Origin of the sequence: Luteimonas sp. 8-5, from assembly GCF_029763755.1 — a bacterium.
Taxonomy (GTDB): domain Bacteria; phylum Pseudomonadota; class Gammaproteobacteria; order Xanthomonadales; family Xanthomonadaceae; genus Cognatiluteimonas.
Map to the genome: position 1 here is coordinate 1 of NZ_JARUVM010000179.1, position 1,045 is coordinate 1,045.

Annotated in this window: 2 protein-coding genes and 1 pseudogene; 2 read left to right on the forward strand and 1 reads right to left on the reverse strand. The window is 70.6% G+C overall.

The features are described 5' to 3' along the window. Positions 1-531 (forward strand): 23S rRNA (cytidine(2498)-2'-O)-methyltransferase RlmM (gene rlmM / locus QAA18_RS12790; RefSeq protein WP_279413475.1); only part of this gene is annotated, 531 nt, incomplete at its 5' end. Positions 532-633: 102 nt separating this feature from the next. Further along, positions 634-828, forward strand: a complete 195-nt coding sequence (locus tag QAA18_RS12795; protein ID WP_279413476.1) for a hypothetical protein — start codon at positions 634-636, stop codon at positions 826-828. On the opposite strand, the pseudogene QAA18_RS12800 reads toward QAA18_RS12795, so the two are convergent. Beyond that, positions 825-1,045: pseudogene (locus QAA18_RS12800) on the reverse strand (UbiH/UbiF family hydroxylase); the annotation flags it as partial. The gene QAA18_RS12795 and the pseudogene QAA18_RS12800 sit on opposite strands and share 4 nt — an antisense overlap.

Here is a 1,045-nt window from a genome sequence, read left to right on the forward strand (position 1 = left end):
CTGCATCCGGACGCGCCGTCGCGATCGGCATTGAAGCTGGAAGAGGCCTTGCTCACCCTGCTCGACGGGCGCGAGCGCGCGGCGCTGCTGCGCCCGGGCATGCGCGCCGCGGACCTGGGTGCAGCGCCGGGCGGCTGGACCTGGGTCCTGCAGCGCAATGGCCTGCAGGTCACCGCGATCGACAACGGTCCCTTGCGCCAGCACGTGCTCGACAGCGCCGGCGTCGACCACCTGCGCGCCGACGGATTCGCCTGGCAGCCCCCGCGTCCGCTGGACTGGATGGTGTGCGACATGGTCGAGCAGCCACGACGGGTGGCTTCGCGCATGGCGCAGTGGTTCGCGCAGGGCTGGTGCAGCCGCGCCGTCTTCAACCTCAAGCTGCCGATGAAGAAACGGTGGCTGGAGACGCGACTGTGCCTGGACCGGTTCCAGGAAGAGGCAGGCGTTCCGCTCACGGTGCGTGCACGCCAGCTCTACCACGACCGCGAGGAGATCACGGTACTGGCCGCCGTTCAGCCGCTGTTGCGCTGATCGCCGCGGGATTGACGGCCGGTTGACCGGCCGAGGGCCCTGCTTGCGCCGTGCGCGGCAACCGCCCAGTCCTTCACCGCCGCCGACGGCACGCCAGTGACGGTGACCGACAGTCCGGGCAACTCGATATCGCCCAACTACAGCATCGACTTCGCGACGATGGACGCCAATGGCAATGGCGACATTTCGCGCGGCGAAGCCAGCGGCAATCCGGACCTGGTGCGCGAGTTCCACGTCGTCGACCGCGACCACGATGGGCGCCTGAGCCGCGAAGAACTCAAGGGCTGGCTCGACTAGAGGCCGGCCGCCCGCCGCCACAGGAAGTGCGCCACCGGCGGCAGCCTGCCCGCAATGCCGAGCAACGGGCCGCGCAACAGCGTGCCGGCGACGCCGTCGCTGCCGTACACGCGGTTGATCGCGTCGAAGGCGTAGGCGGCCACCGTGTTCTCGCTCCTGCGCTCGCGCGCCCAGCGCTGCAGGCGCGATGGCGCGGCCCAGTCGCCGCGGTTGCGGT